Here is a 21,244-nt window from a genome sequence, read left to right on the forward strand (position 1 = left end):
TTCACTGATAACTGTCTTCACTGGTCACTGGTCACTGGTCACTGGTCACTGATAACTGGTCACTGTTAACTGTTCACTGATAACTGTAATAACGCTTCTAAGTCTAAACTAGCGAGTTTGTCGTAAGCTTGTTCAATCACTCGTTTCCCGCGTAACGCTCCGGTATTGGCTCCCGGACAGAGAAATTGTAGCGTTTGTGGGGAAAATCGCTCAATTAACAGTTTGACATTCTGAACTTGTCGTGGCCAGTGAAAGGTTTTCGCTGTTCTTAACGGGACGGGTTCACCCTGAAGATTGGGTAACAAATGACGTCCACTAAACAACAGGCCTCCATTTAAGCTAGAGTAGAAACAGGACGAACCAGGAGAGTGACCGGGAGTCCAAATCATTTGGCTGTGAGGACTGAGGGTAAACTCCTGTTGAAAGGAAGTAACAGTTGCTTCCGGGAGCAGATAAGCCTCCTGTTCTTGGATGAGAAGATGACATTCTGTTGAGTGCTGAATCTCCCGTGCTTGACCAATATTTCCGCGATGGGTAATGACTAACCACTGAACTCCCCCCTGTTGTTCGATAAAATTCCGGTTCACCTCGTCCCAAGCGGGAGTATCGATCAGAATATTAGTTTGATTTTCGACCATCAAGTAGGCTGTTCCCCCTAATGTCTCTCGGTTGGGAGAAAAAGCCCAAATATTTTCGAGTACAGGCTTTGGAGGTTGAGAAACGGGTCGGGGTTGCACCATAGAAAGGTTTGAGGGGTTAATTTAAAGATTGTCATCTTGAGCTAACAGTTTCATCGGCTACAGGTTTTGCTCAGTGTGGGATAATAGCATAGCAGAGAATTTAGTCTAAGCATCAGTTTGAGTCGATGGCTTCTGTTATTTGTTAGTTATACTCATTTCAATTTTTGATTTTAGACTGGGTTTTTAGTCGCAGTGAAATTTTAGATCATGCTTCTTTGGTTGTGGTTGCTCCTATTAGGTTTTATAACGTACTGGATTTTGCGACGGGGTGTCGCTCGCATTACCCGTACACCGATTTGGATATTATGGCTGGTGATGATGACACCTGCGTTGATTTGGAGTACCTGGCAGCTTGTCTACGGTGAACAGAGGCGTATTCCACCTGAACTGATCATTATCCCTTTTATTCTTTGTCCTTGTGTTTACTGGTTGCTGGTTCAACTCGGACGCCAAATGCCGCCAGAAATGATCGATTCGTCTACGACATCTCTCTCAAGCATGACCCCGGAAACAACACCGAAACCGCCTCCTCCCCGAGTGATTACCCCTTCGGAGGAAAACAAACTGCGTGAGTGTTTCCCTTGGTCGGTTTTTCCCTTACAAAAACTTGAACATCGCCCCCAAGCGGTGATTTGTCGGGGCCAAATCCGGTCTAACCCGGAGACAGTCTATCAAACGATTCGAGATAAAATTGAGGCGCAATTTGGCGATCGCTTTATTGTCGTTTTTCAAACGGATTTGAATGATAAACCTTTCTTTGCGTTGGTTCCTAATCCCTACATTGAAACCGCTAAAAAGGGGACTGACAATGACCCTATAACGCGACCCCTGTTAGCGTTGGCATTGTTGGTGATTACCTTATTTACAACGACGTTAGCGGGTGTAGCGATGGCAGATGTGCCTCCTGAAACTTGGCAATCTGATCCGAATTTATTGCGCCAAGGATTGCCTTATGCGCTGGCTTTGATGGCAATTTTGGGGATTCACGAATCGGCTCATTATCTGGCGGCCAGATGTTATCGCATTCGCACAACTTTACCTTATTTTATGCCCGTGCCGTTTTTCCTCGGGACTTTGGGCGCTTTTATCCAAATGCGATCGCCGCTTCCCAACCGCAAAGCTTTATTTGATGTTAGTGTGGCTGGCCCCTGGGCGGGATTTATCGTCACGTTACCGATTTTGATGTGGGGATTGGCTCATTCAACGGTGATTTCGGCGCCCCCTGATGGCGTGGGAATTTTAGATTTTGATGCGATTAATCCCAGTTTTTCTCTATTGTTAACGGTGTTGAGTAAGTTAACCTTGGGAACGGAATTAACCGCTACTGATGCGATTGATTTTCATCCGGTTGCGATCGCTGGATATTTAGGTTTAATTGTCACTGCGTTTAATTTACTTCCGGTTGGTCAACTTGATGGCGGTCACATGATTCATGCGATGATGGGTCAACGCACGAGCATGGCAATTGGTCAAGTTTCTCGCTTTTTAATTCTGATTTTGGCGTTGACTCGACAGGAGTTTTTGATCTTAGCGGTTTTGCTGTTCGTCTTACCCCTCAATGATGAACCCGCCTTAAATGATGTCAGCGAATTGGATAATATTAGAGACTTTGTAGGATTGCTGACGCTGTGTTTATTATTGGTGATTCTTTTACCTGTTCCTCAGATGGTGGCTCAGTGGTTAAATTTTTAGAAAAAGCCGGAAATTCAACACCTAAATTCAGCTAAAAGCGGCGAAGTGAGTTGATCTTCTCTTAAAAGAGTTGCAACTAATCGACTCAGACCAAGTATCAAGGATGAATCTAATAAGATTTTAATTCAAAAATCGAGTTAAATCAAATTCTTGATCGGGTTCGGGTTGATTATAGCGATCGCGTTCCGACATCAACAGTAATAAGATTCGATCTGAATAATCGACTGCTCCTCGACATTCTTCGAGTAATACTTCTAAACCCCCATTGGCATACTCTTCAAAAATTTCCGCCCGTTTTTCTTCGGATTCCGCATCAAAAGGGGATAGAATTTGCGGGTCATTCACTTCCACAAAAGCCATGAGTTTTATCACTAAATCATAGCCGCGAGAAATAAAAACTTCTAAGGAAATGGGCGAAGGTTCTCGTTTAGAAATGGCTTCTAGAGGCACTCGTTTTTTGCGCCCCATTCCTAATGTTGCGGCAAATACCATCACATCTGCATAGGTTTGAAACGGCCCTGTTTTGCCTTCTGATTCGGTTAAGGCTTTGACAAAATCTGCTTTATCTTTTGCGACTCGAATTCGATTAAACGCCATAATCAATCAATATACTTTTACTTTTAAAGGCTAATTCCCATTATAATTTACATGAACTTTACACGCAATCGATTAAATTTTACAGAAATCACTTGTTCAAACAAGCCGGAAACTGTAAAATCAGTTCTCAAAGACTAAAATTCAAGGATTGGGTGTCTAATTTTATGTATGACTTTGCAATTATTGGGGGCGGAATTGTCGGTTTATCAACGGGAATGGCGTTAGCTGAACGTTATCCTGATGCAAAAATTCTGCTTTTAGAAAAAGAAAACCGTTTTGCCCCTCATCAAACGGGAAACAATAGCGGTGTGATTCATTCAGGGATTTATTATAAACCCGGAAGTTTAAAAGCCAAACTCTGTCGAACAGGCTGTATTTCGATGGTGGAATTTTGCCAAAAATATGGCATTGATTATGATGTCTGTGGGAAAGTCATTGTTGCGACTGAACCGGAAGAATTACCGCTCTTAGAGAATCTCTATAAACGCGGTTTAGAAAATGGTTTAGACATCCAAAAGATTACCGCCGAACAGGTCAAAGAAGTTGAACCCTATGTACGGTGTTTAGCGGGAATCAAGGTCAATTCTACCGGAATTGTCAACTATACGCAAGTTTCCCAAAAATACGCCGAACTGATTGCCCAACAAGGTGGAAAACTGCAACTCTCGACGAAAGTTGAGAATATTAAAAACACCTCAGATGGTTCAATCCTGGAAACAAACAAAGGCGAATTTCAAGCGAAATATTTGATTAACTGTGCAGGATTGTATAGTGACAGAATCACTCAGTTAGGCGGCGTTAAACCCTCAGCAAAAATTGTTCCCTTCCGAGGCGAATACTATGAACTCATCCCCGAAAAACGTTATCTAGTCAAAACCCTAATTTACCCCGTTCCGAACCCCAATTTTCCCTTCTTAGGCGTTCATTTTACCCGGATGATTGATGGCAGTGTTCATGCAGGGCCTAATGCTGTTTTAAGTCTGAAGCGAGAAGGCTACAAAAAGACAGATTTTGACTTAGCAGATACCATTGATACACTGACTTATCCGGGGTTTTGGAAACTCGCCACCAAACACGCAAAAGATGGGATTGAAGAAATTATTCGCTCTTTTAGCAAAGCAGCATTTGTTCACAGTTTACAACGTTTAATTCCTGAAGTTCAGTCAGAAGATTTGATTCCAACTCATGCGGGAGTACGGGCGCAGGCGTTGAAAAATGACGGGAAACTGGTGGATGATTTTTTAATTGTAGAAGGACGTAACGCCATGCACGTTTGTAACGCGCCTTCTCCGGCGGCTACTGCTTCCTTAGAAATTGGTAAAGCCATTGTCGAAAAAGTCGCAAATAGACAGCAATCAACTCTCAAGGTTTAACGAGTGTTTGCTGAGTTGAGGAAAAAAGCTTGACCAAAGGGACGCTAAAATACTAGATTTAGAAAGGATAACATCAAGGAGACATCAAAATCTATGGCTGCTGAAATCATTTATGTTTCAGTCTTGTGCTTTTCTATCGTTTTAGTGGGTTTAGCAGGCGGTTTCCTGTTACTCAAACTTCAAGGCGGCGAATAAGTCAAGTCACTGATCTGAAAACCGGATAAAAAAATGCGATCGCCGTTTTGGTTGGTGCGATCGCTTAATTTTTAAGAAGAAGATTTTCTCTCTTTGTGTCTGGTGTGTCTTAGTGGTGGTTCTTGCTTCTTTCCAACTCTTCGGTATCCCCTCACTCCAACAAATCATAAAAATTACAGTTGAGAAAAATGGTGTTGAAGTAGACGATGAATAAACCGATAACGATCACCCACTTTCTGTAAAAGTAAGCGTTTGGTTGCGACATTTAAAAACTGTTTAGTTTTCCAAGGAAGATAGCCTTTATAAGACAAAAAACCGCGTAAAATAAACTGTTCTATCCAGTCACTAATTGCCAACTTTCGATAGATAAACGCCCAGATACAACCCAGAATTATTCCCCCAAAAACGAGCAAAATTGAACTCAAAATGACCCCGAGAGCAATTAAAGCAATAATTCCCCACCAAATCAACCCGGAAACGAACTTAACCCCAATCTTATATTGATTTTCTTGTTGAGAATCTTGCAACCAACTGGGGGAAATTTCTTGAATCGAAAACTCAGACTGATTTTCTTCTTCCAAACGTTTGGCTAACCATTCTAAGCCCTGTCTAACCTTTTCTAAATTTTGTTCTTCCCAGTTTTTTCGAGAGGTTGACGGTTTGCGATGGGGTGCAATTTGAGTGCGAATATAAGCATTAAATAAATATTGGCGTTGTTCTTCTAACGTCCCTAACCGCTTCCAAGAAGAGATTAAAATTTCTTCATAGGCTAAGGTCATCATACTAAGAAGTAGGGGTTTTTTCGCTAATTTTAATAAATTTTCATCTTTTTCAATATTATTCCAAAGTTCTCGACTGCGAGCATTCATCAAATAAGTTCTAATTTGTTTTTTAGTGAGCGGACGCAGTAAAATAGCCCCATTAAGCTGCAATACTGCTTCACAATTATGATAAGCTTCTACACTGCTACAAACCACTAAATGTAAAGGACAAATCTGACTGGATAAAAATTCATTCAGCTTAAGAATACAGGAATTATGTTGATTTTTTTTGACTTCATCTAACCCATCTAATAACGGTAAAATTTGTAATTTTTCCAGCCAATCTTTCGCTAAATCTGTAGGAATATCATATTTAATATTGAGTTGATCAATCATCCAACTGTCAATCGATTGTTCACTATCCGTCCAACTTGCTAAATTTAATAATATCGGTATGGGTTCTCCCTGATCGCGTAACGCTCGTTTAACCAATACCTTCGTTAACCCGATTAACGTTGTTGTTTTTCCTGCCCCGGTTCCTCCAAGAATCAACAACTTTCCGCCGATGCGATCAAAAACCGGAATAATCCCACACTCAGGCGATAATCGAAAACTCGGACGATTTCCCACCTTGGCTTCGATATCCCAAATTCGCCGCATTTTTAACGGGGGAGTTTCCTGGGCTAAATGGGTTAATACAGCTCTGTGAGGTGATTGTAACCGATATTGCTTAACTTCGTTTTTGACGTGCTGAAGCAGTTGATAACGTTTCTGATGCGGGAGTCGATTGGAATTAAATCGTAACATAGAAGTATAGGATATTGGCGATCAATTAAAGCCAGCTCAAGTTTAATTTAAAATATACAGGGTAGACGAACATTTAAAATCTGGATGTCAAATTTCCCGAGAAAGTCCTGAAGTTTCAGGTACTATCCCGAAACTGCTTACACGAAATTGCTACGATCAATTTTTCCTGAGAAACGAGGTCTATACTGATGTCCTTCAAACCTAGCCAGTTGATGATTGCAGGGGCAGCCGGACTCGCCACAGCCGTAATAGTCGCTTATATTACGGCGATGCCCTCTTCTCAACCTCCGACTGAGGAGACTTTAAACTCCCAGAGTCCACCGCCAACGACGCCTTCTCCGGTCGCTGCTGCACCCGCTAACGCCCCGATTTCCCCGCCGTCTTCTGAAACTAACCCGGTGGTGATTCGACCGCCTGTAGAGAATTGTCGGATTAATATGGCGGTGGTTAATGATCCAGAAGCACCTCTGAATGTCCGTTCATCCCCTGAAGTCAAGGATGATAATATTGTCGCTCAACTTGATAATAATACGTTTATTTCTGTTGTTAGTGAACAGCTTGGTTGGTTACAAATTAGTAGCCCCGTAGAAGGATGGGTGGCTAAAAATCGCACCAAAAGCAGTTGTGCCAATGTAGAGAAACCGATTAACTTTTTACCGGGGGGAAATTCGGCGATTATTAAAGGTGAAATTATTGGCGGGGGAAGTCATCGTTATCTTCTCAATGCAGAAGCAGGTCAAACCCTAACGGTTGAAAGTCGCGAACAGGTTTTTCCGCGTATTGTTACCCCAGACGGGCAACTTTTAGCCGGAGATCCTTATACTGATAGCCGCAGTGAATGGACGGGAGAACTTCCCACAACCGGACAATATACTTTAGAATTGGATTCTAACTTTCGGGGATATCCATATGAATTTTTGGTGAAAGTTGAATAACCGTTAAAATCTTAAATAAAACTTCAGATGTAGAGAGGTGATTTCCTAATTCTCTACAATAGAATTGATGAAGTAGGCATCACACTTTGTTGTTGGGCGGAGAGTCCAAAGCCTATCATGCTAAAGCACAACAGCGAACTGAATTATTTTTCTGCGCCTACTTCAATACATTTTAAATGGATTTACCATGAACAACTTAATTTTTAATCCTCCCGCTTTATTGGCAGAAATTCCCCCCGGATATCTGAATATTATGGGTTATGTTGATGAATCTGAAGTCAATGGCCCCGGTTGTCGGGCGGTGGTTTGGGTACAAGGCTGTCAACGAGAATGTGGGGGATGTTTTAATACTCCCTCTTGGTCTTTTGAAGCCAATCAATTAATCAAAGTTGAAGAATTAGCAGATAAAATTGTGAGTCATTCTCGCAACCAAGGCGTCACATTTTCCGGCGGAGAACCCTTTTGGCAAGCCCCCGCTTTAACTCAACTGGCAAAACTTTTAAAAGCAAAGGGTTTTAATGTAATGTCATTTACGGGGTTTACCTTAGAAGAATTGCGATCGCCCAAAGCCCCTCCAGGTTCTCAAGACTTGTTAGATCAGTTAGATTTGTTAATTGATGGGCCGTTTGTCGAATCTTTAGCCATTCATTCACCGGATTCTTTGGTGTCTTCCCGGAATCAAAAAGTGCGGGTTTTTAATCCCGATTTTGCGGATAAACTGACTTGGGCGAGTGATCAAATAGAAATTCATGTTCTCAAAGATGGCAGTCGAATTGTTACCGGATTTTGGGGTCAAATGAATTTAGGGGAATAAGCCAGTCACGGAACCCGATCAAGTTGTACATCTAAGAGGGAATATTGATTCCAACCTACCGCATCAAAATGCCACCATTCGGTAATTAAAGAACTAAAACCGTATTGTTTCATTTTGTATTCTAATAAGTCACTATTGCGGCGAACTTGTGGGGAATTATGGGGATAATCTCGGGCGGCTTTATCGGTAAAATCATCAAAATCAGTGGGCATTTCTAGTTCTTTTCCGTTGCGTAAATCAACTAAGGTTAAATCTACCGCCGCCCCCCGATTATGACGAGAACCTCTTTGGGGGTTTGCAACATAACGGTTATCGGGTAAAATTTCCCACATTTGTTTGGTGACAGACCAAGGACGATAGCAGTCAAAAACTTTCAATCCTAAGCCCATTCCTTCGAGATCTTGCTGCACTTTTGAGAGGGATTGTGCAACATCAGCCCGCAACAAACAGCGAGGAACAGAATAGAGTTTTCGTTTTAAAAAGTTCTGGGTTGTTGCGTAACGAATATCCAGTTTTATATTGGGATTAATATCACGAATATCAACTAATTTTTCTCGTTCTTGAACCGGAGAATAAACTTGAATTGGTGGAGACTCGGGAGGATTTTGTGCCATTTCAACCGCAATCGCTTGATTAGAGTTTCCCTGAAGTTCAGCCGAAGGAATAGCCGTTAGATGACATCCCACAATCGACAATAATACCGTAATAAATAAAATCAATTTTCGAGTCATATTCTCATTTTTAGAACTCGATAAGAGTGGAAATAAAATGAGCAAATTGGGGTCAGATGAAAGACGGTGAACAGTTCCCTGTACTGCTAACTGAAACAGCAGTTTCCTGAAGTCTCGCCCAACTCACCCCGAAGATTCTGCGTCAAATTCCTAAGCGTTGATACACTTCTTCTAAATGCCTCAAATGGTATTGAGGATCAAAACAAGCATCAATTTCTGATCGTGAAAGTGTCGCCATTACTCGCTCATCTTGGACAATTAAATCATAGAAATTTCCCCCGGTTGTATTCCAGGCTTGATGGGCGCAAGATTGTACAATCGTGTAAGCTTCTTCACGGCTTAAACCCTTTTCAACCAATGCCAATAAGACACGCTGGCTAAACACAACACCTCCATAGAGATTCATGTTACGGGTCATGTTTTCAGGATAAACTAACAGGTTCTTGACTAAATCGGTGGTTTCCACTAACATAAAATGAGCCAGAGTTGAAGAATCCGGTAAAATCATCCGTTCAACTGAACTGTGAGAAATATCTCGTTCATGCCACAAGGCTACATTTTCTAAAGCGACAACCGCATGACCTCGCAAAATTCTCGCGAGTCCGGTTAAACGTTCACTGCGGATCGGGTTGCGTTTGTGAGGCATTGCTGAAGACCCTTTTTGACCTTTAGAAAAGAATTCTTCAACTTCTAAAACATCGGTCCGTTGCAAGTTGCGAATTTCGACTGCAAATCGTTCGATAGAGGCGCCTAATAATGCTAAAATTTGGGAGTATTCGGCATGGCGATCGCGAGAAATCACCTGAGTCGAAGCGGTATCCGGTTGCAGTCCCAAATTTTGACAGGCGATCGTTTCCACACGCGGATCGATATTGGCATAAGTCCCCACCGCCCCGGAGATTTTACCGACAGCGATATCGTGACGCAGACGCACCAAACGTTCCCGGTTGCGACAGACTTCTGCTAACCATCCGGCGAGTTTGAAGCCAAAGGTAATCGGTTCAGCGTGAATCCCATGCGATCGCCCCACCATAACTGTATTACGATGTTGTTGGGCTTGATAACGTAGGGCTTGACTCAAACATTCAACCCGTTCTAAAAGGATATCGGTACTGGCGACCAATTGCAAGGCTAAAGCCGTATCCAAGACATCGGAACTGGTTAAGCCCAGGTGAATATAGCGTCCTGCATCGCCGACATATTCGTTAACGTTAGTCAGAAAAGCAATCACATCATGGCGGACTTCGGCTTCTATTTCTTGAACTCGTTTCAGGTCAAAATTTGCCTTGGCTTTGATCTGTTCAACAGCTTCCCAGGGAATGTATCCTAATTCGGCTTGGGCTTCACAGACGGCAATTTCAACCTGAAGCCAAGTTTTCAGTTTGTATTCATCTGTCCAAAGATTGCCCATTTCGGGCAGTGTGTAACGTTCAATCATCTTAATTTATTGGAATTTGACCTAATTTTGAAGGATTCAGTGGGTTTACAAGCGCCGAACCGCGAACAGATTATGATCTGTGTATTGGCAAGCACAACCGTTTTATTTTACACTGAATTTTACACTTTGAGCCGCTAGGATGTCTTCTCAAGAATAAGAGTTTTAATTTTAAGTTTGCCAAGAATTCAAGTTTTGTAAATCTTTATTTTACCAGGTTATCTTGTGATCAAACTTGCGTCAAACTCGCCTAAAATGATAGAATAGTTACTGTATGAAGCTTAGAATCAAGCTAGAATATTACCGAAAGTTCTTCGTCTCTATAAAGAAAATACAAAGGTGCTGTTCAGTGTAAATCCGTTGAATTGGTTTCGCCAATCCCTAAAATTAGATGGGGGAGTTGTCAAGACAATTTTACCTCGATCATTGATTTTTGCCAGTTTAGGGATAGGAGTTGCTTATGTTCATGTTGTTCAACCGACATTACAATTAAATGTCGTGGGAAGCTTAACGACGAATGGGGCTTGTAACTTGGTGTTAGGTTTATTGTTAGTTTTTCGGACAAATGCCGCTTATGATCGCTTTTGGCAAGGACGTCAAGCTTGGGGAATGATCACGGTTGAAATTCGGAATTTATCCCGAGAAATTCAGATCACAATTCCCGCCATTGATCAAAAGACTCAGCAGGAAAAAACGGATCTGTTCAAACTCTTAATAGCGTTTGTGATCGCAACCAAACTTCATCTACGACAACAAACCCTTACCACTGAATTAGATCAATGGGTTTCACCTAAAATTTTAGATCAATGTCGTCAAGCTTCAAATCCACCCCTGCAAATTTCATTGTGGATTAGACATTTCCTACAACAATTTAGCCAACGCCATTCTATCACGCCCATACAGCAGATAATCATGCTCAATCAACTCAATAAGCTGGTTGAAGGGTTGACTTATTGTGAACGAATTGCTACCACACCTACACCCCTAGCTTATGTGAGTTTTTTGAGAAAATTAATTCTAATTTACTGTTGTTTGTTACCCTTTCATTTAGTCGCACAATTAAGCTGGTGGGTGGGATTTGCCATGATGGCGATCGCAACGGTTTTGCTGGGACTTGATGAAATTGGTAGTCTGATGGATAATCCTTTTGGGAATGATCCAACAGATCTGCCTTTAGATGCGATTTGCGATAAAATTATTAGTAATGTAGAAAGCACAAAGGCTTTTGTTGCCGAGGATCAAGGCGCCACTTCAGAGACGACCTCTTCTTCGCATTGTTTTGAAGTCGCTGTCTCATCAGAGATCGCTTTCCCACAAGCGAATTCCGCCTAAAATTCCGGTGACGTTGGGAATAATTTCGATAAAGTTGGGTAACTCAAAGTTGATTTTCTTCGTATTGCCCCCTCCGAGATAAATTCGGTCACAATTTAACACCCGATGTAGGGTTTTTAGGGCTTTTTCTAAACGCAGATTCCACCGCTTTTTGCCAATTTTTTCTAAGGTAGCATTTCCGAGCTGTTGTTCGTAGGTTTCACCCTTGCGAAAAGGATGATGTCCGCCTTCTAAATTCGGAACTAAGCGACCATTTAAAAATAAAGCAGTACCAATTCCGGTGCCGAGTGTGATTACAAATTCTACACCATGACCGGAAATCGCCCCTAAACCTTGGATATCCGCATCATTTGCCACTCGCACAGGTTTTCCAAGCTGGTGAGAGAGTTTCCCGGCAAAATCTAAATCTAGCCATTCTGGGTGTAAATTAACGGCAGTTTTTGTGACTCCCCGCACAACAACCCCCGGAAAACCCACAGAAACCCGTTCAAATTCTCCCTGTTGACGGGCTAATTCGCTGACGGCGGCGATCACTAATTCGGGTGTTGCGGGTTGAGGTGTTTCGACTCTAGCTCGTTGAGTTAAAGGTTCACCTACGAGGTTCAACACCATCATTTTAATACCACTCCCCCCGATATCAATGGCTAAGGTTCGAGGCGGTTCAGGACTGTATTCAACCATTTAAGCCTTGCTGAGATCTGACTTTAGTCTTTATCTTACAATAGATTTCGTTTTAAACATCTAAAATAAATCTAAATTGTATTGGATTTCTTGCCAAATTTCTGGTAGAACATCTCCCAAGGTATGATCGCTTTCCAGTTCAACCAGCTTCACCCAAGGACGTGAGGCGGCATAGTTGCGGCTGGCTTGAATGGGGATAATGTCATCCTGTTTTCCATGTAAAATTAACGTCGGCAGAGAACGCTGTAATTGTTGATCATCATACTGCTCAAGGTCTTCGATAAAGTGATAGTTTAAAAGAATCTCGCGTTTTTCTCCGTGATGATAAACCAATAAATCACGTTCAATTTGCCATTTTTTAAGCGGTTCATCTCCTAACTTGGGTAACACATGAATCAGAAATTCAAAGGCAGGTGCCAGTAAAATTAACCGTTCAACTGATGGATTTCGTTGAGCGAGCCAAGTCGAAGTTAAACCGCCAAAACTCGAACCGATGAGAACTTTTTTCTGCTCCGATTTGAGATTCAATTCCGTTTCGATTTGTTGAAGTTGTCGCGTTAGAGTTAAATGATAAAAATCACCCTGATTCAGATCGGGAACTTGTAAATTAATGTGTTTTTCTCGAAAGCGATCGCACAAAAAATCGGCTTTGGCTGATTTCGGACTCGAGGCAAACCCATGTAAATAAATATAAGATTTATTCATTGAACTGAGCAATAACAGGAAAATGATCAGACGGCCAAACGTGATCAATTTGAGTGCGATCAACGCTAACCTGATTTAAGTGTAAACGGCTATCATAATATATCGTATCGACTGCGGCAAACCCTTTTCCGGTAAATTCGTGATAACTCATTTGTTCTTCTAACTCCAGATCAGCCAGTGCATCATAGAGTTGTACACCATTTGTTAGAGGTTGAAGGAGGGTTTTGCGGGCTAGACTTTCAGGTTCGGCGTTAAAATCACCCGTGACAATAAACAAGTATTCATCAGCATTAAACTGACTCAAGCGATCGCCAATTAACTTAGCACTTAACTCTCTAGCTTGCTGACTCTGATAGTCCAAATGGGTATTAAAAATTATAATCGGTTTAGTGTGAGTATTATTAGAAAAAATGCCCCAACTCACCATCCGAGGAACTGGATTTTTCCACTCCGACGTTATACTTCCCACCATTTTGGGCGTTTCACTCAGCCAGAAATCCCCCTGTTGAAGACACTGCCATCGCTGTTGATCATAAAAAATAGCACAATATTCACTCAAGCCATTTCCTTGACGATCAACCCCGACACTCTGATAATTGCTTAAGCGTCGATGCAAATCCAATAATTGATGAGCTTTTCCTTCTTGAGTCCCGATCAGATCCGCATCCCATTGAGCCAGGAGTTGAGCAATCACCGGACGGCGCCACACCCAGGCGTTGTTACCCGGATCAGGTTTATCAAAACGAACGTTAAAAGTAACGATTTTCATCACGCCAAAAAAGCTGAACAGAGAGCGTTATTAGTATAGTAGTCATTGATGAGTTAAGACACTGATTTAAAATGTCTTAATTCCCAATAACTTTTTCTTGCCAGTCAGCTTTTCACCAGAAAGAAATTCTCGCTCTTAGAAGGGAGGCGCCGCCGGAGATCTCGGTTCAACTAAGCAATTCACCACCTGATTGAGAATACAGACAATAGGGGCGCCTTCTGTTCCTTGAAGCAACGCATTCGTTAGATCTGTATTCGACAATTCCGCTTGAGCGATATTGGTGTTGATCAAAATGGCGGCTTGTAGATTAGCGTTAGAGAAATTCGCACCATTAAGGTTGGCTTGGCGAAGATCCGCCCCAAATAGATTGGCATCTTCAAAGTCAGCATCGGCTAAGTTTGCTCTGAAGAAGGTAGATAGTCGCAGATCGGCGTTTTGAAAACTCGCTTCAGTCAGGAAAGCTTCACTGAAGTTGACTTTAAATAGATTAGCATCCCGCAGATCGGCTTTGCGAAGGTTCGCTCTAGCAAAAGACGCTCCCGATAAATCGGCTTGTCGCAGATCGGCACCTTGTAAATCAGCATATCTGAGATTTGCCTCATAAAGATTGGCATCTGCCAGGTTAGCTCGAAATAGATCCGCTTGATAGAGATTGGCGCCGTACAAGTTAGCGCTTCGCAGGTCTGTATCGCGCAGAATAGCCCCTTGTAGTTTAGCATTGAATAGGTTCGCCCCTCGCAGATCGAGTCCTCGGAGGTCAGCGTAGCGTAAATCGCATTCTGGACAGCGATTGGTTGATCGCAAGATGGCGATCGCGTCGTCATCGGCCGCCAGAGTTTCGGTGATCAACCACAGTGGAGAGAGTAGAATTGTGGTTGCTAGAGCTTGCAGTTTCATTATTTTTTTCCCCAATCAGCCAAAACAAATCAATTTAGGAACGCATGAGGGCTTGTGCAACCGATTTTATCATGGGTTACAGCAATTGCAAGGATGATGCAACTTTTGTTGATTTTTGCAAGCCGAAAAGTTAAAGAATGTCTTTCGGTTTGCACCTTGACAGTTTTCTGAAGAAAGACTAAAACGAATCAGCCGTAAAACCCTGATAAATGGACAGTATCTGGTCGATTAAACTATTTCTTGAGCGCCGATTGACAGGAGAGCATTTTCTAAAGTATGTTAAGCCAAGCTAGCTCTAAGTGAAGATGGTGCGATCGCCATCAAAAGTTGTCCAATTTTACCAGGCTGGACAAAAAGTTGTTGAATTCCTGTCTGTCCTTGACTCAAAGTAAAACTTTAGAGTTTGGAGTCAGCCCCCCTGGTCGGAAGTGATTCAAATGCACTATACTTCCTGAGTGGGAATTGGTTCTAGTTCAAGGAGGGGCTAGGAAAAAACGAAGGGTTTAGCATTGAAATTCAAGTCTTTATAGTTAGAGTGGAATGGTGGCGTGAAGCAGAAGGGAATGAGTCAAACGACAGCATTTATGGGAGGGTGTATGTTTACGGTGATGACCGCCCTCTTACTGCTCATTGGGTGGCTATTGTTCGGCGATCTGCCTTCTAGCAACTCAAAAGATGCTTCTGAATCTAACAGTAATAATCAGCCTTATGGAGTGTTACCTTTCAGTCCTCCTCAACCGAATCAGCCATTTGGTACGCTTCCATTTAGCCCAATACAACCCAATCAACCTTACAATTCATTCCAACTTCCACCTCCGCCGCCTCTAACTGCGACACCGACTAATCCCAACGACTCTCCAAATTCGGACTCGCAGCTTCAAAACCAACTTCAGCAGCAGCAAAGCGCAACCCAACAGCTCACCACTCAACTTGAGCGCCATCGGATGCAGATTGAGCAGTTGACGACGCAAACGGAACGTCAGCGAATGCAAATCGAGCAGTTGACCTCTCAAACGGAGCAGCAACGCATCAAGAATGAGCAACTGTTGATGCAAATCAATGAACAGCAACGGATGATGGCCTGGACTTCTGGCCCGTCTAAAGCGTTTCCGGTTCAGTCTGTTGCCGGAAGCAGCTCTAACATTCAAGCGGCTGTACTTTGGGTTTTGGTGGGGATTGTTGTCGCTCTATTTTTAGGCGGTAGTATTTTTATCTTGAGTTTGATTTTTGTTCTGACTCAACCCCAGCGACGTTCCTCCAGCGTGAAAAAGTATCCCATGCAACCCATTAACTTTGCTTGGCCCTATGCTTTCTATGATGAGCAAACGGACTTTCTTCCGCCCCAAGTGAAAACGAGACGCAATCGTTAACTTCTCTGCAATTTTCAATGGGCATTCGGCGCATCTGGACTCGATTGAGTCAACCTTTTTCTGACTCTCCTTTACTGCGGAATTTGGCGAAAGGTGCGGGAATTGCCTTTTTAGTGCAGGTTTCAGGGGTTGGACTGACAACTTATATTGTGCAGATTTTTCTGGCTCGTTGGTTAGGAACGGCAGAATTTGGGATTTATGAATATGTTATTTCCCTAACATTATTACTGGCAATTTTCGGTGGGCTGGGTTTACCGACTGCGGTATTGCGGTTTATTGTTGAATATCAAGTGACTCAACAATCGCAAAAATTAAGGGGTTTAATTCGAGGGACTTGGCGGTTAACTGGGGTTGTTAGTATTGTCCTAACGTTAGGAACAACTGTTTTAATTTTCATCTTTCAAGATTCCCGTTGGATCTATTTTACTCCTCTGTTAATTGGAGTTTGGCTAGTCCCTTTTATTGCTTTAGCAAAACTGCAATTAGAAATTGCTCGGGCTTTTAATAAAATTCTTTTAGCCTATGCTCCTTTTCATTTAATCGAACCCTGCTTAGTATTTTTAGGAGCTTTTATCCTCTGGAAAATTAACCCCGATTTAACCAGCGAGTGGGTTTTGAGTCTATCTGTTTTCTCTCTGATGATTGTTGTGGGAAGTCAGTGGTATTTTCTACAACATCAACTCAAGCGTGAATATCAGTTACCAACTCCAGATTATCAGACCCTTGAATGGTTGCAGGTGGCTTTTCCTTTGTTACTACAAGGGGTATTTTCTATTGTTCTCAAGCAAACTGATATTTTGATGATTGGAACAATGGTTAGCCCGGAAGCAGTGGGAATTTACAGTGCAGCCGCGAAAACTTCAGTTTGGACAGAGTTTGTTTTACAAGCGGTTAATACCGTTGTTGCACCTGTTTTTACCACGCTTTACACCCAAAATGATCGCTTAGGTTTACAATCATTAGTGACAACTGTTGCTCATTGGATTTTTTGGCCGTCTTTAATTCTTTCTATTGCGATTATAGCCTTTGCTAACCCGATTTTAAGCTTATTTGGTTCAGAATTTTTAGCCGCTCGTATACCCATGACCCTTTTAATTTTAGGACAGTTGGTAAATGTCGGTTCGGGTTCGGTGGGGTATTTGATGGTGATGACAGGACATCAAAATAAATCGGCTATTATTTTTGGATGCAGTGCCGTAATGAACGTTATTTTAAATGCCATCACCATCCCCTTATTTGGAATTGTCGGTGCTGCCATTTCCACAGCCTTAACGATGGCATTGTGGAATATTTTACTGCATATTTTAGTTGTTCGCTATTTGAACGTTTACCCTTCGATTGTTTACGCTATCTTTGCTAAACCGAACCCCAATTAAGCCTAAAAGTTAGTTTCTATTCCAAGGTTCTTGCTGAACACTTTGAGGTTGCAGACGCAAAGAAGAACGCAGGATAAACCGCCACAAAACTAACAGAATTAAAAAGATCAGCTTAAAAAACAGTTGAATGGATTCAGGAGTTATCGTCAAAAACAACAGGAAGAAAAATAACCCCATCGAAATTAGGGCAATGCGATGAACATCATCTTTTGTCTTAAAACCTGCCCACGTCGTCACCAGAGCAATTATTAACCAAATTAAGTAGATCCCAGACATGAAAGGTAGAATAAGTGAGTAAGTTTCCAAATACGGTCTGAGAACTTGAGTACGTCTCTGATTAAATTATATCACAAATCCCCGACAGATGAGTTATGAAAGGGTTATCAACTGCTTAACTTTTGGTAATATTAACCCATCTGATCAAGAATCAATTCCGGTTGAGTCACTTCATCAGACATCTCTAAAATAGCACGCAAAACAGGCTTGATTTCAGAAGCATTCGGGTTATCAAAATCTTCATAACGAAATCGTTTCGCCCGTTTCGCAATTTGCACCGTAATCTGATAACGACTACTCGAACCATTCATTAATGTCTCTGCCAAACGGTTAATTTCACCTGCATTCACGGGGGAGATTTTGTTATACATGACAACTCCGTTCTCTCTACGGTTCCATCCTAAAGAACTCAGGTAAAATTGCTGTTAATAATAGGATAAATTCATGTGATCCTTGCAAATCTTCGTGTCTTTGTGTCTTCGTGGTGACATTCCCCATAAAAAAAGAGAGATTAAACATCTCTCCCTGATAATTACCGCAAAATTTTAGGCGATTCTAATTGTCAGAATAAGCCTCCATGGGTAAACAAGAACAAACGAAATTGCGATCGCCATAAGCATTATCAATTCGTCCAACACTAGGCCAAAACTTATGGTTTCGCAACCAAGGCGCCGGATAAGCCGCCTGTTCACGGGAATAGGGATGATTCCACTCGCCCACAATTAGCGATTCTGCGGTGTGTGGCGCGTTCTTTAAGGCGTTGTTTTCGCCGTCCATGTCTCCCGACTCAATCGCTGAAATTTCACGCCGAATCGCAATCATCGCTTCACAGAAACGGTCTAATTCTGCCTTGGACTCGCTTTCAGTCGGTTCTACCATCATGGTTCCCGGTACTGGCCAAGAAACCGTCGGCGCGTGGAACCCATAATCCATTAACCGTTTAGCGATATCATCGACCTCAATATTCGCAGATTTTTTCACGCCTCGCAAGTCTAAAATACATTCATGGGCAACTAAATCATTTTTACCCTTATATAAAATCGGGTAAGAATCCTGTAAACGATGGGCGATATAATTAGCATTTAAAATCGCTACTTTTGTCGCTTCGGTTAACCCTTCCGCCCCCATCATGGCGATATACATCCAAGATATTACCAAAATACTCGGACTTCCCCAAGGTGCCGCAGAAACAGCCCCTAAAGATTGAGAATTTTCATCCTGCATTGGGACAACTGAATGTCCGGGTAAAAAGGGAATTAAATGAGATTTAACGCCAATTGGCCCCATTCCAGGCCCACCGCCACCGTGAGGAATACAGAAAGTTTTGTGTAAGTTTAAATGGCAAACATCCGCCCCAAAATCAGCCGGACGACACAAACCGACTTGGGCATTCATATTTGCCCCATCCATATAAACTTGACCACCATTGTTGTGAATAATATCACAAATTTCCTGAATTCCTTCTTCAAAAACGCCGTGAGTCGAAGGATATGTTACCATCAACGCGGCTAAATTTTTACCGTGTTTTTCGGCTTTGATTTTGAGGTCATCAATATCAATATTTCCCTCAGAATCACATTTCACCGGAACCACTTTTAAGCCACACATTACCGCACTAGCCGGGTTTGTACCATGTGCAGATTCAGGAATTAAACAAATATTGCGGTTGGTTTCGCCTCGTTCTTCATGGTAACGACGAATCACTAATAAACCCGCATATTCGCCTTGAGAACCTGCATTTGGTTGTAAAGAAATGCCATCAAATCCAGTAATTTCTGCTAACCAATGTTCGAGTTGTTGGAACAGAATTTGATAACCTGTGGTTTGATATTTCGGGGCAAAGGGATGAATTTTCCCAAATTCCGGCCAAGTTACAGGTAACATTTCTGCTGCCGCGTTTAATTTCATCGTACAGGAACCCAAGGGAATCATCGAAGTGGTTAACGATAAATCTTTGGCTTGTAAACGATGGATATACCGCAAGAGTTCGGTTTCGGAATGATAACGATTAAAAGCGGGATGGGTGAGATATTCACTCGTGCGTTTTAAAACATCTGGTAGCGTTGAATTCACCGAAAGTTCATCAATTCGGAAGGGCAATTCATCGGTTTCTGAGAAGATTTCCCACAAGTCAATTAAATCTTGAATGGTTGTGGTTTCATCTAAACTAATGCCAACAGTATTTTCATCAAGGGTTCGCAGGTTAATTTGATGAACTTTGGCTGCATCGAGAATCTCTTGTAACGGTTGAGAACCTAAGTTAACTCGCAGGGTATCAAAATAGGCTTCACTGCTGATTTCATAGCCTAAGCGTTGTAATCCTGCGGCTAATAATGTGGTTAACTGATGGATAGTTTCAGCAATTTGTTTTAACCCATTCGGCCCATGATAGACGGCATACATTCCCGCAATAACCGCTAACAAAACTTGGGCGGTACAAATATTACTGGTGGCTTTATCGCGGCGAATATGTTGTTCACGGGTTTGCAAAGCTAAACGCAAAGCCGGGTTTCCATTGGCATCTTTTGACACCCCAACTAAACGTCCGGGGACTTGGCGTTTATAGTCTTCTTTGGTGGCAAAATAAGCCGCATGAGGGCCGCCATAGCCGAGAGGAACCCCAAACCGTTGCGTATTTCCCACGACAATATCTGCCCCAAATTCACCAGGAGGCGTTAACAGCGTTAAGCTTAAAATATCAGCCGCTACTGTTACTAATGCGTTGTGTTTGTGGGCGGTTTCGATAAATTCTCGGTAGTCGTAAATTGCCCCATCAGTTGCGGGATATTGTAGCAACGCCCCAAAAATAGGAGTCTGAAAATCAAAGGTTTTAAAATCTCCGACAAGAATTTCAATCCCTAACGGTAAAGCCCGAGTTTTCACCACATCAATCGTTTGAGGATGACAATCTTCAGAGACAAAAAACACATCCGATTTCGCTTTGGAAACGCCATAACTCATACTCATCGCTTCCGCCGCAGCCGTCGCTTCATCAAGTAGAGAAGCATTGGCAATTTCCATCCCCGTCAGATCAATAATCATCGTTTGAAAGTTTAACAATGCTTCCAAACGACCTTGGGCAATTTCCGCTTGATAGGGCGTATAAGCGGTGTACCAACCCGGATTTTCGAGAATATTGCGTTGAATCACCGGAGGCGTGATACAGTTAGAATATCCCATCCCAATAAACGAGCGAAAGATTTGATTTTTTGAGGCTATTTCTTTCAGTTGGGCGAGGGCTGCATATTCACTTTTAGCCCCAGGTAATTTCAGGGAACGGTTGAGGCGAATATTAGCGGGAACGGTGCGATCAATTAGTTCATTGAGATCAGAAAATCCCAACGTTTCTAACATCTGTTTGATCGCGTTGGAGTCGGGGCCTATATGCCGTTTTGAAAAAAGATCAGTTAAGGTAGTCAATTGTTGCTCATCCTTAGAAGCTGAAGAAGTTGAAGAAAATTGATGAGTTTCCGTTGAGACAGAGGGACAATTCGGATCTTCTGTTTTGGACATCGAATGAAAATCTAACATGAAATTTTGGTAAAATCCAAAAGGTTAATAGTATGCGGTTGATCTCTCAGAGTCAGAACGATGCACATTAAAATAACTTCTTAATCAACTGGAAGAGTACACCTCACCCAATATTTCTGAACCCTGTTACATGGTGATGGACTACCCCAGATTAGAAGTACAACTTCTTTATTCATTTGTAACAAATTCTATCATTCAGGGACTAGGAACAGTTACTTATGATACAC

General features: G+C 42.2%; 20 protein-coding genes. 8 read left to right on the forward strand and 12 right to left on the reverse strand.

Annotation, left to right across the window (positions count from 1 at the left end; genetic code table 11):
- Positions 1-65: 65 nt before the first annotated feature.
- A complete protein-coding gene (locus VB836_RS15955; RefSeq protein WP_323220599.1) occupies positions 66-740 on the reverse strand; it encodes an MBL fold metallo-hydrolase in 675 nt (224 codons plus the stop codon).
- 207 nt (positions 741-947) lie between these two features.
- Here VB836_RS15955 and VB836_RS15960 point away from each other — a divergent pair, with 207 nt between their 5' ends.
- Positions 948-2,432: a site-2 protease family protein gene (locus tag VB836_RS15960; RefSeq protein ID WP_323220601.1), complete on the forward strand. Its 1,485-nt coding sequence runs from the start codon at positions 948-950 to the stop codon at positions 2,430-2,432.
- A gap of 120 nt (positions 2,433-2,552) precedes the next feature.
- On the opposite strand, the gene VB836_RS15965 is transcribed toward VB836_RS15960, so the two are convergent.
- Positions 2,553-3,029: a DNA phosphorothioation-associated protein 4 gene (locus tag VB836_RS15965; protein ID WP_046277635.1), complete on the reverse strand. Its 477-nt coding sequence runs from the start codon at positions 3,027-3,029 to the stop codon at positions 2,553-2,555.
- A gap of 164 nt (positions 3,030-3,193) precedes the next feature.
- Between VB836_RS15965 and lhgO the strand changes: the two genes are divergently transcribed.
- Together lhgO and petM are read left to right on the forward strand one after the other, a co-directional pair.
- A complete protein-coding gene (gene lhgO, locus VB836_RS15970) occupies positions 3,194-4,402 on the forward strand; it encodes an L-2-hydroxyglutarate oxidase (protein WP_323220603.1) in 1,209 nt (402 codons plus the stop codon).
- 93 nt (positions 4,403-4,495) lie between these two features.
- Positions 4,496-4,597 (forward strand): cytochrome b6-f complex subunit PetM, encoded by a 102-nt coding sequence (petM, locus tag VB836_RS15975; protein WP_046277633.1) that lies wholly within the window; start codon positions 4,496-4,498, stop codon positions 4,595-4,597.
- 173 nt (positions 4,598-4,770) lie between these two features.
- On the opposite strand, the gene VB836_RS15980 is transcribed toward petM, so the two are convergent.
- Complete coding sequence (locus VB836_RS15980) at positions 4,771-6,165, reverse strand: NACHT domain-containing protein (RefSeq protein WP_323220606.1); 1,395 nt, start codon at positions 6,163-6,165, stop codon at positions 4,771-4,773.
- Positions 6,166-6,353: 188 nt separating this feature from the next.
- Between VB836_RS15980 and VB836_RS15985 the strand changes: the two genes are divergently transcribed.
- On the forward strand, positions 6,354-7,100 hold the full coding sequence (locus VB836_RS15985) for an SH3 domain-containing protein (RefSeq protein ID WP_046277631.1): 747 nt from the start codon (positions 6,354-6,356) through the stop codon (positions 7,098-7,100).
- A gap of 187 nt (positions 7,101-7,287) precedes the next feature.
- Positions 7,288-7,914 (forward strand): 4Fe-4S single cluster domain-containing protein, encoded by a 627-nt coding sequence (locus VB836_RS15990; RefSeq protein ID WP_323220608.1) that lies wholly within the window; start codon positions 7,288-7,290, stop codon positions 7,912-7,914.
- Positions 7,915-7,919: 5 nt separating this feature from the next.
- On the opposite strand, the gene VB836_RS15995 is transcribed toward VB836_RS15990, so the two are convergent.
- Both VB836_RS15995 and purB read right to left on the reverse strand, forming a co-directional pair.
- Positions 7,920-8,645, reverse strand: coding sequence for a M15 family metallopeptidase (locus VB836_RS15995; protein WP_323220610.1), 726 nt, complete (start codon positions 8,643-8,645; stop codon positions 7,920-7,922).
- Between the two features lie 142 nt (positions 8,646-8,787).
- Positions 8,788-10,083: an adenylosuccinate lyase gene (gene purB / locus VB836_RS16000; RefSeq protein WP_323220612.1), complete on the reverse strand. Its 1,296-nt coding sequence runs from the start codon at positions 10,081-10,083 to the stop codon at positions 8,788-8,790.
- Positions 10,084-10,419: 336 nt separating this feature from the next.
- On the opposite strand from purB, the gene VB836_RS16005 reads away from it, so the two are divergent.
- The gene (locus tag VB836_RS16005) at positions 10,420-11,412 is read left to right on the forward strand and encodes a bestrophin family protein (protein WP_323220613.1); all 993 of its coding nucleotides are present in this window, start codon (positions 10,420-10,422) and stop codon (positions 11,410-11,412) included.
- Here the strand turns inward: VB836_RS16005 and VB836_RS16010 are convergent.
- From VB836_RS16010 to VB836_RS16025, 4 genes are all read right to left on the reverse strand, one after another.
- A complete protein-coding gene (locus tag VB836_RS16010) occupies positions 11,377-12,093 on the reverse strand; it encodes an ROK family protein (protein WP_323220615.1) in 717 nt (238 codons plus the stop codon). The genes VB836_RS16005 and VB836_RS16010 overlap by 36 nt on opposite strands.
- A gap of 60 nt (positions 12,094-12,153) precedes the next feature.
- A complete protein-coding gene (locus VB836_RS16015) occupies positions 12,154-12,798 on the reverse strand; it encodes a YqiA/YcfP family alpha/beta fold hydrolase (RefSeq protein ID WP_323220617.1) in 645 nt (214 codons plus the stop codon).
- Positions 12,791-13,567, reverse strand: a complete 777-nt coding sequence (locus VB836_RS16020; protein ID WP_323220618.1) for an endonuclease/exonuclease/phosphatase family protein — start codon at positions 13,565-13,567, stop codon at positions 12,791-12,793. Before VB836_RS16020 ends, VB836_RS16015 begins: the two co-directional genes overlap by 8 nt.
- A 135-nt stretch (positions 13,568-13,702) precedes the next feature.
- Positions 13,703-14,464 (reverse strand): pentapeptide repeat-containing protein, encoded by a 762-nt coding sequence (locus VB836_RS16025; RefSeq protein ID WP_046277624.1) that lies wholly within the window; start codon positions 14,462-14,464, stop codon positions 13,703-13,705.
- 563 nt (positions 14,465-15,027) lie between these two features.
- Here VB836_RS16025 and VB836_RS16030 point away from each other — a divergent pair.
- Entirely contained in the window at positions 15,028-15,834 is an 807-nt protein-coding gene (locus tag VB836_RS16030) for a hypothetical protein (RefSeq protein ID WP_323220620.1), read from the forward strand.
- 17 nt (positions 15,835-15,851) lie between these two features.
- Complete coding sequence (locus tag VB836_RS16035; protein ID WP_323220621.1) at positions 15,852-17,210, forward strand: flippase; 1,359 nt, start codon at positions 15,852-15,854, stop codon at positions 17,208-17,210.
- A 9-nt stretch (positions 17,211-17,219) separates the two neighbouring features.
- Here the strand turns inward: VB836_RS16035 and VB836_RS16040 are convergent, their stop codons facing one another.
- The 3 genes from VB836_RS16040 to gcvP form a co-directional block, all read right to left on the reverse strand.
- The gene (locus VB836_RS16040; protein WP_046277621.1) at positions 17,220-17,486 is read right to left on the reverse strand and encodes a hypothetical protein; all 267 of its coding nucleotides are present in this window, start codon (positions 17,484-17,486) and stop codon (positions 17,220-17,222) included.
- A 131-nt stretch (positions 17,487-17,617) separates the two neighbouring features.
- A complete protein-coding gene (locus VB836_RS16045) occupies positions 17,618-17,857 on the reverse strand; it encodes a DNA-directed RNA polymerase subunit omega (RefSeq protein WP_046277620.1) in 240 nt (79 codons plus the stop codon).
- Between the two features lie 184 nt (positions 17,858-18,041).
- Positions 18,042-20,999, reverse strand: a complete 2,958-nt coding sequence (gene gcvP / locus VB836_RS16050) for an aminomethyl-transferring glycine dehydrogenase (protein WP_323220625.1) — start codon at positions 20,997-20,999, stop codon at positions 18,042-18,044.
- Positions 21,000-21,244 lie beyond the last annotated feature (245 nt).

This window comes from Limnoraphis robusta BA-68 BA1 (assembly GCF_034932365.1).
Taxonomy (GTDB): domain Bacteria; phylum Cyanobacteriota; class Cyanobacteriia; order Cyanobacteriales; family Microcoleaceae; genus Capilliphycus; species Capilliphycus robustus.

What these genes read in the sequence shown, in the direction of transcription:
- VB836_RS16015 (WP_323220617.1), bottom strand. Translation starts at nt 12,798, where the DNA reads ATGAATAAATCTTATATTTATTTACATGGGTTTGCCTCGAGTCCGAAA.
- VB836_RS15965 (WP_046277635.1), bottom strand. Translation starts at nt 3,029, where the DNA reads ATGGCGTTTAATCGAATTCGAGTCGCAAAAGATAAAGCAGATTTTGTC.
- VB836_RS15955 (WP_323220599.1), bottom strand. Translation starts at nt 740, where the DNA reads ATGGTGCAACCCCGACCCGTTTCTCAACCTCCAAAGCCTGTACTCGAA.
- VB836_RS15960 (WP_323220601.1), top strand. Translation starts at nt 948, where the DNA reads ATGCTTCTTTGGTTGTGGTTGCTCCTATTAGGTTTTATAACGTACTGG.
- VB836_RS15980 (WP_323220606.1), bottom strand. Translation starts at nt 6,165, where the DNA reads ATGTTACGATTTAATTCCAATCGACTCCCGCATCAGAAACGTTATCAA.
- VB836_RS15985 (WP_046277631.1), top strand. Translation starts at nt 6,354, where the DNA reads ATGTCCTTCAAACCTAGCCAGTTGATGATTGCAGGGGCAGCCGGACTC.
- VB836_RS16030 (WP_323220620.1), top strand. Translation starts at nt 15,028, where the DNA reads ATGAGTCAAACGACAGCATTTATGGGAGGGTGTATGTTTACGGTGATG.
- VB836_RS16020 (WP_323220618.1), bottom strand. Translation starts at nt 13,567, where the DNA reads ATGAAAATCGTTACTTTTAACGTTCGTTTTGATAAACCTGATCCGGGT.
- VB836_RS16035 (WP_323220621.1), top strand. Translation starts at nt 15,852, where the DNA reads ATGGGCATTCGGCGCATCTGGACTCGATTGAGTCAACCTTTTTCTGAC.
- VB836_RS16010 (WP_323220615.1), bottom strand. Translation starts at nt 12,093, where the DNA reads ATGGTTGAATACAGTCCTGAACCGCCTCGAACCTTAGCCATTGATATC.
- VB836_RS16025 (WP_046277624.1), bottom strand. Translation starts at nt 14,464, where the DNA reads ATGAAACTGCAAGCTCTAGCAACCACAATTCTACTCTCTCCACTGTGG.
- VB836_RS15995 (WP_323220610.1), bottom strand. Translation starts at nt 8,645, where the DNA reads ATGACTCGAAAATTGATTTTATTTATTACGGTATTATTGTCGATTGTG.
- petM (WP_046277633.1), top strand. Translation starts at nt 4,496, where the DNA reads ATGGCTGCTGAAATCATTTATGTTTCAGTCTTGTGCTTTTCTATCGTT.
- gcvP (WP_323220625.1), bottom strand. Translation starts at nt 20,999, where the DNA reads ATGTCCAAAACAGAAGATCCGAATTGTCCCTCTGTCTCAACGGAAACT.
- VB836_RS15990 (WP_323220608.1), top strand. Translation starts at nt 7,288, where the DNA reads ATGAACAACTTAATTTTTAATCCTCCCGCTTTATTGGCAGAAATTCCC.
- purB (WP_323220612.1), bottom strand. Translation starts at nt 10,083, where the DNA reads ATGATTGAACGTTACACACTGCCCGAAATGGGCAATCTTTGGACAGAT.
- VB836_RS16045 (WP_046277620.1), bottom strand. Translation starts at nt 17,857, where the DNA reads ATGTATAACAAAATCTCCCCCGTGAATGCAGGTGAAATTAACCGTTTG.
- lhgO (WP_323220603.1), top strand. Translation starts at nt 3,194, where the DNA reads ATGTATGACTTTGCAATTATTGGGGGCGGAATTGTCGGTTTATCAACG.
- VB836_RS16040 (WP_046277621.1), bottom strand. Translation starts at nt 17,486, where the DNA reads ATGTCTGGGATCTACTTAATTTGGTTAATAATTGCTCTGGTGACGACG.